Below are 6,288 nucleotides of genomic sequence, written 5' to 3' on the forward strand. Positions count from 1 at the left end.
TGGGGGCGCGGATAAACGTATGCTGACGAAACCAGGGACGACACAGCATGCTCCGATCGGAAACCGTCCAGAGATGTACCCGGTACTGACCGGACATCGATACCGAGGCAGCTGGCGTCCACGCAGGCAATGACGATCTGGAGACAGACCTATCGAGCGGCCATGAATAAGGAGAACGCCAGAGAGAACACCGAGCGAGGGAAAGCCGAGGAGGCTAGTAAAGCACGTGAAGTGGCCGGGCCGGACAACCGGACGAGGCCACTCGCAGGAAATCGATGTGGCCACGGATGACCAGGGGGGTCATCCGTGGCCACCCAGGAGGACATGACCATATTCTGCCTATCCGACGGCTACCTGTCAACATGGTCAATATTGTTACTCAGGTGTTTCACCCCATGTCCGCCCGAGGATACGTAACCGTAGCCACCAGTCGTGACCGAGGCCACGTGGCACGTGGCACGTGCCGCCGCACAGCTGCACGGCCCCGGACGTCGGGGCGGAGTCGGGTGATCGCCGGCTACGCCCCGGCGCCGTCGGGCCGGACGCCGCTCAGGCGGCGGCGCCCACCATCGTGTTGCAGCTCTCCGCGCAGGATCGGCATGCGCCGGCGAGCTTGGCGAGCTGCTGATCCTGCGGCATCCTCTCGCACATCTCAGCGCACATCACGCAGATCCGCGCGCACATCGCGCACATTTCCCCGTGCATCGGCGACATCCGGCACATCATGTCGGCGCAGGTCCTGGTGACGGCTGCGCAGTCCATCATCAGCCGCATGTTCGCCGACTCCATCATGGCGCCCGGCATGTCCATGCAGTAGGAGATCGTCTCCTCGCACAGGGCCGAGCAGGACATACACTCCTCGATGGCCTTCCGCATGTTCTTATTGATCATTTCAGCGTGCTGCATGAGAACCCTCCAGGCATTGGAGACGCGGCACCCCGTACCAGCAAATGGCCCGGGCCACCTGACGGCAGCCGGCAGCGGGGCCCCTACGACAATAGCTTTCGGGGGCCGATCCGCATCTCGGTCAATCGCCGTCCCAGAGCGGATCCGACGAAAGCCCGCGAAGCCATACTAAGGGTATTTCTTTTGATATTTCGTGAACATTCTAGAAAACGGGAGAGTCAGCTGGACGGCGACGCCGCGGGCCGCTCGGGAGCGATTCTCGGCACCTCTTCCATCACCATGGTGGGGCGGACCAGGTTCCCGGGCAGTCGCGGGTGGGGCAGCACCGCACGACCGCCAAGGAACACCCCGCTCACGGCGCCCGGCCGCTCGAAGACCGACAGGTCCCCGGGGTCCGCGTCGAGCAGGATCGCGTCGAAGGCGGAGCCGACGGCGATACGGCCGGCTCCCTCCCCCAGTCCGAAGAGCCGGGCTCCGGTCGCGGTCGCGGCGAGCAGCGCCTCGGGCGGGGTGAGCCCGGCGCGGCGCAGCCGGCTGATCTCGGCCAGGTTCGTGCCGTGCCGGGTGCGGTGCCGGGCGTCGCTGCCGAGCGCGATCGGCACCCCCGCCGCACGGGCGACCGCGATCGTGCCGGCCAGCGCGGCCTCGGTGGCCTCGGCCCGGTCCACCGCCCAGCCCGGCAGCACTCCGGTGGCCGCCAGCGCCGCCAGGTCCTGGTAGGGCGACAGGGTGGGGACGAGCGTCACCCCGGCGGCCGCCACGGCGGCCGCCACGGGCTCGGTGAGTCCGATGCCGTGCTCGATGGACCGCGCTCCGGCGGCGACCGCGGCCTCGATCGACCGCTCGCCCAAGGCATGCATCATCACCGGGCGTCCGTACCGCCGGGCCTCCGCGACGGCGGCCGCAAGCTCCACCGGGCTGAACTGCGGCTCGGGCTGCCCCGGCCGGGCGGACATCACCCCACCGCTCGCGTAGATCATGATCCAGTCCGCACCCGCACGCAGAACGCCCCGCACCGACGCCGGCAGGCTGCCCGCCTCGGTAACGGTATGCGGGGGCCGGCCGGGATAGTCCGGCATGAGAACATCTTCGGCCGACTCCAGCCCGGGACCGATGATCGCCCCGTCACCGTGCCGCCCGGACCGGCTCAGCCCGACGACGGACACGGCGAGCCGCGGTCCGGGCACGGTGCCCGCGCTGACCGCGTCCCGGATGCCGGCGTCGGCGCCGCCGGCGTCCCGCAGGTGTGTGACACCGGCCGCCAACGACGCCCGCAACGCGGCGGCGGTCTGCAGGACCCGCGTGGACAGCGACGCCGTCGCCAGCTCGAACGGATCATAGGTGGACTGCGTGACGTGAGCGTGGCAGTCGACGACCCCTGGCATCAGCCACAGGTCGTGGGCGTCAACGTCGACGGCGTCCCGGTCGAGGCCGAGTCGCGTGCCGACCGCATGGATGATCCCGCCGCCGACGGCGACGTCGGTCGGCTCACCGAAGCGCCCGGTCTTGTCGAGGACGTGCACCCCCCGCAGGACGAAGGCCTCGGCCGCCTCGGATCGTCCGGGCACCGTCGACCGCTCGGACTCGGAGCGGCCGGACTCGGACCGTTCCGTCGCGGTGGATCGCCCGTGCGCCGAAGGCTGCTCCGGAGTCAGGGATTGTTCCGATGATGCCAGGGGATCGGTCATGGCCAGCGCCGTTCCTGCCGTTGACGACGACCTCCAGCGCCTCGTTCCGGCCGGATCGAGCATCGACCGACAAACGCGCGGAGGCGGATGTCAGATCGAAGGTCGAGGCCGGGGTGCGGAAGGTCCGGATGTTCCGGAGGTCATCCGGAGGTCAACGGGGACAGGCCGCCGTGTTGACGCGGCAGGTGTCGATATGACGGCGATGAGTGAGTTCGACCGCGCGGCCACCCGGCTGAGGCCACGGCGTCGCCGTGATCCCGCACCGGTCGTCCGACACGACGTCTCCTTGTCTCCCACTCGCTCCCGGATTCACTCGCTCCCGGATAACCGCGCTCAGTGTCATCCGTCACACTCCACCGTAATCACCGGTCCCGGATGACGCAAAGGGTCGAAGGACGAGCCGGTCAGGTCCGCTCACGGGCGAGCAACTCGTAGGAACGGACGCGATCCACGTGCTCGTAGGCGATCGTGGTGATCACCGGCTCGTCCACGCGCCCAGGCAATGGCACACGATCGGCCTGCGGCGTTGACGGCAGGTTGACCGCCGTGGTGAGATCATCCGGCGTTCGGTCCGGCCGTTCTCGTTACGCGTGGCCACGTCGACTTCTCCCTGGCGAGTTCCGCCATCTGTACCGCGCGCTGAGCCGCGCGGCGGACGCGCTCGTCCCGGCGCACCCTCAGCGCGTTCCCGAGATCCACCGCTCCGGTCCGCTCCCTCGGCCTGGCCGGCCATTGAGCCGGCGCGACCGGAGGCCGGCGCGACCAGCACCCCCCTCTCCTCACCTCGGCGCCCGCCGACCCGGAGGGCATGCCCGCATGCCGGTTCGACATCCGACGGCGTCGACATCCAACGGCGTCGACGAGCCCGACGCGGCACCCGGACCCCAAGCACCGATCCTGGTGAAATGACCGTGCCGGCCAGCCAGTGCCGGCAAGGATGTACCGGCGCGGATCCACCCGCGCAGCTCCACCCGCGCACGTATGTCCCCGTGCGACCGGCACCTCCTCCCGCAACATCACCTTGTTCCATATCTTGTTCCATGAAATGAGGAATCCTTCCATGTCCCGTCGCCTTTTCACCTCCGAGTCGGTCACCGAAGGCCATCCGGACAAACTCGCCGACCAGATCAGTGACGCCCTGCTCGACGCGTTCCTGGCCGGCGACCCCACCTCCCGGGTCGCGGTGGAGACACTGCTGACCACCGGGCACGTGCACGTGGCCGGCGAGGTCACCAGCTCCGCGCACGTCGACGTGACCGCCGTCGTGCGGCGCACCCTCACCGACATCGGTTACGACGCCGCCACCGGCTTCGACGGCGCGACCGTCGGCGTGCTGGTCTCGATCGGTGCCCAGTCCCCGGACATCGCCCAGGGCGTCGACAAGGCCTATGAGGCACGGGTCGAGGGCGGCGAGGACACGCTGGCCCAGCAGGGCGCCGGCGACCAGGGGATCATGTTCGGCTACGCCACCGACGAGACCCCCGACCTGCTCCCGCTGCCGATCACACTGGCCCACCGCCTCGCCCAGCGGCTGTCGAAGGTGCGTCACGCCGGCCTGCTGCCCTACCTGCGGCCGGACGGCAAGACCCAGGTGACCATCGAATACGACGGGGACCGCCCGATCCGGTTGGACACGGTGGTCGTGTCCGCGCATCACGCCGCCGACGTCGACCTGGCCACCCGTCTGGTTCCGGACATCCGCGACCAGGTCATCGCCCCCGAGCTCAAGCGGCTGGCCGAGGAGAACCTGGGTTTGGAGGTAGACGGCTACCGGCTGCTCGTGAACCCGACCGGCCGGTTCGAGATCGGCGGCCCGATCGGCGACGCGGGCCTGACCGGCCGCAAGATCATCATTGACACCTACGGCGGTTACGCCCGTCATGGCGGCGGTGCTTTCTCCGGCAAGGACCCGTCCAAGGTCGACCGTTCGGCCGCCTACGCGCTGCGCTGGGTCGCCAAGAACGTCGTCGCGGCCGGCCTCGCCCGGCGGGCGGAGCTGCAGGTTGCCTACGCCATCGGCAAGGCCGAGCCGGTAGGCCTGTTCGTCGAGACCTTCGGCACCGAGACCGTGCCGGTGCCGGAGATCGCGCGGGCCGTCTCGGAGGTCTTCGACTTGCGCCCGGCCGCCATCATCCGGGACCTCGACCTGCTACGGCCGATCTACGGGCAGACTGCCTCCTACGGCCACTTCGGTCGGACGCTGCCCGACTTCACCTGGGAGCGCACGGACCGCGCCGACGCGCTGCGCGCCGCAATCAGCCGCTGACACCAGCGGACGCTGACACCGCGCCCCAGGTCTTGCCTGACGACGACTCCGGTCCGCGCGGCTACGGGAGGCACCACCCGCTAGGGACGGTCAGAGTGGACCGCATGACCACTTCGGACCGCTCCGGGCGACGCGCACCGTCCGGAACACGGCCGCTGCACGGAACACGCCCCGTCCCCCGGGCACACCCCGCGACTGAACCAGGGTCCGGGGTGTCCCGGCCCGGGGAACGGCCCCGGGACGCGCTGGGCCGCCCCCTTCCCCACGGCGAGACCGGCGTGCCGCCGCTCGCCTCCTCGGCCCCGCTACCGCCGGCCGCGGCACTCGCCGAGGCCCAGCGACTCCTCGACGCGGGACTTCCCTTCCAGGCACACGAGGTACTCGAGGCCGTCTGGAAGAGTCCGGAGACCGACCCCGGCGAGCGCGGGCTGTGGCGCGGGCTGGCACAGCTCGCCGTCGGCGTCACCCATCTGGCCCGCGGCAACGTCAAGGGCGGCGTGGCCGTGCTGCGGCGCGGCGCGGCGAACCTCGCCCCCTACGCGGACCGGCCTCCGCACGGCGTAGCCGTTCCTGGTCTGCTCGCCTGGGTGGACCTGCGGATCGCCGACATCGGCCAGGCCCATCCCGAATTACCGTGCATCATCGCCCCGGACCAGGGAGCCACCGGAAAATAACTTCGGCTTTTGACCATGCTCTGTGAGGGAGGGGACCGACGAGGTCCTAGCGGAGAAGTTCGCGGTGTTGCTGCCGCATCTGGACGAGCGTCGGCGGCGACTGGTGCTGGGGGCGGATGCCAGGGCGTTGGGGCATGGCGGGATTCGTCTGGTGACCCGGGCAGCGGGGGTCTCGGAGGGCACCGTCTCGCGCGGGGCGGCGGCGTTGGACAGTGGCCAGCCTCCGTCCGGGCGGGTCCGCACGGCGGGCGCGGGCCGCAGACCGCTGCGGGAGAAGGACCCGCGCCTGGTGGACGCGCTGCTCGCGCTGGTCGAGCCCGACCAGCGGGGGACCCGGAGTCGCCGCTGCGATGGACGGTGAAATCGACCCGCATGCTGGCAGGGGGGAGCTGACCCGGTCCGGGCACGTAGTATAGCAGGTCATGTCAACGACCACCAGATGTGCGACAGAGTCGTTTTCTTGACACACCCGCTCCACACGCTCAACCCTGCACCACATGATCAACTTAGGCTACATAACATTGCGTTCAGGGCCGCATCCCACGAACAAACCGACCACACACTCCCACCACCCCAGGAGCGGACTACGAGCCGCTACCAAGCAAACTTGCCGAGACCCTGGGGGCGTGGCCGCCCCGGCCGACGGCAAGCCCCGCCCCGTCGGTTGACCCCACCGCACCACCCCGCGGCGCACCACCTGCCCGTTCTGCCCCGCCGCAGCGGGGCAGAACGGGCAGGTGGTGCGCCGCGGGGT

The 6,288-nt window shown here is 69.9% G+C and carries 4 protein-coding genes and 1 pseudogene; 3 read left to right on the forward strand and 2 right to left on the reverse strand.

Annotation, left to right across the window (positions count from 1 at the left end; translation table 11 throughout):
* Positions 1 to 549 precede the first annotated feature (549 nt).
* Both ACY5KJ_RS16505 and ACY5KJ_RS16510 read right to left on the reverse strand, forming a co-directional pair.
* Entirely contained in the window at positions 550 to 906 is a 357-nt protein-coding gene (locus tag ACY5KJ_RS16505) for a four-helix bundle copper-binding protein (RefSeq protein ID WP_011437376.1), read from the reverse strand.
* 218 nt (positions 907 to 1,124) lie between these two features.
* Complete coding sequence (locus ACY5KJ_RS16510; protein WP_462203786.1) at positions 1,125 to 2,474, reverse strand: amidohydrolase family protein; 1,350 nt, start codon at positions 2,472 to 2,474, stop codon at positions 1,125 to 1,127.
* 1,180 nt (positions 2,475 to 3,654) lie between these two features.
* Here ACY5KJ_RS16510 and metK point away from each other — a divergent pair.
* From metK to ACY5KJ_RS16525, 3 genes and pseudogenes are all read left to right on the forward strand, one after another.
* On the forward strand, positions 3,655 to 4,860 hold the full coding sequence (metK, locus tag ACY5KJ_RS16515) for a methionine adenosyltransferase (protein ID WP_462186046.1): 1,206 nt from the start codon (positions 3,655 to 3,657) through the stop codon (positions 4,858 to 4,860).
* 212 nt (positions 4,861 to 5,072) lie between these two features.
* Entirely contained in the window at positions 5,073 to 5,534 is a 462-nt protein-coding gene (locus tag ACY5KJ_RS16520; RefSeq protein WP_462186047.1) for a DUF309 domain-containing protein, read from the forward strand.
* Between the two features lie 22 nt (positions 5,535 to 5,556).
* Positions 5,557 to 5,941, forward strand: a pseudogene (locus tag ACY5KJ_RS16525) (ISAzo13-like element transposase-related protein); the annotation flags it as partial.
* Positions 5,942 to 6,288 lie beyond the last annotated feature (347 nt).

This window comes from Frankia sp. CcWB3 (assembly GCF_977927595.1).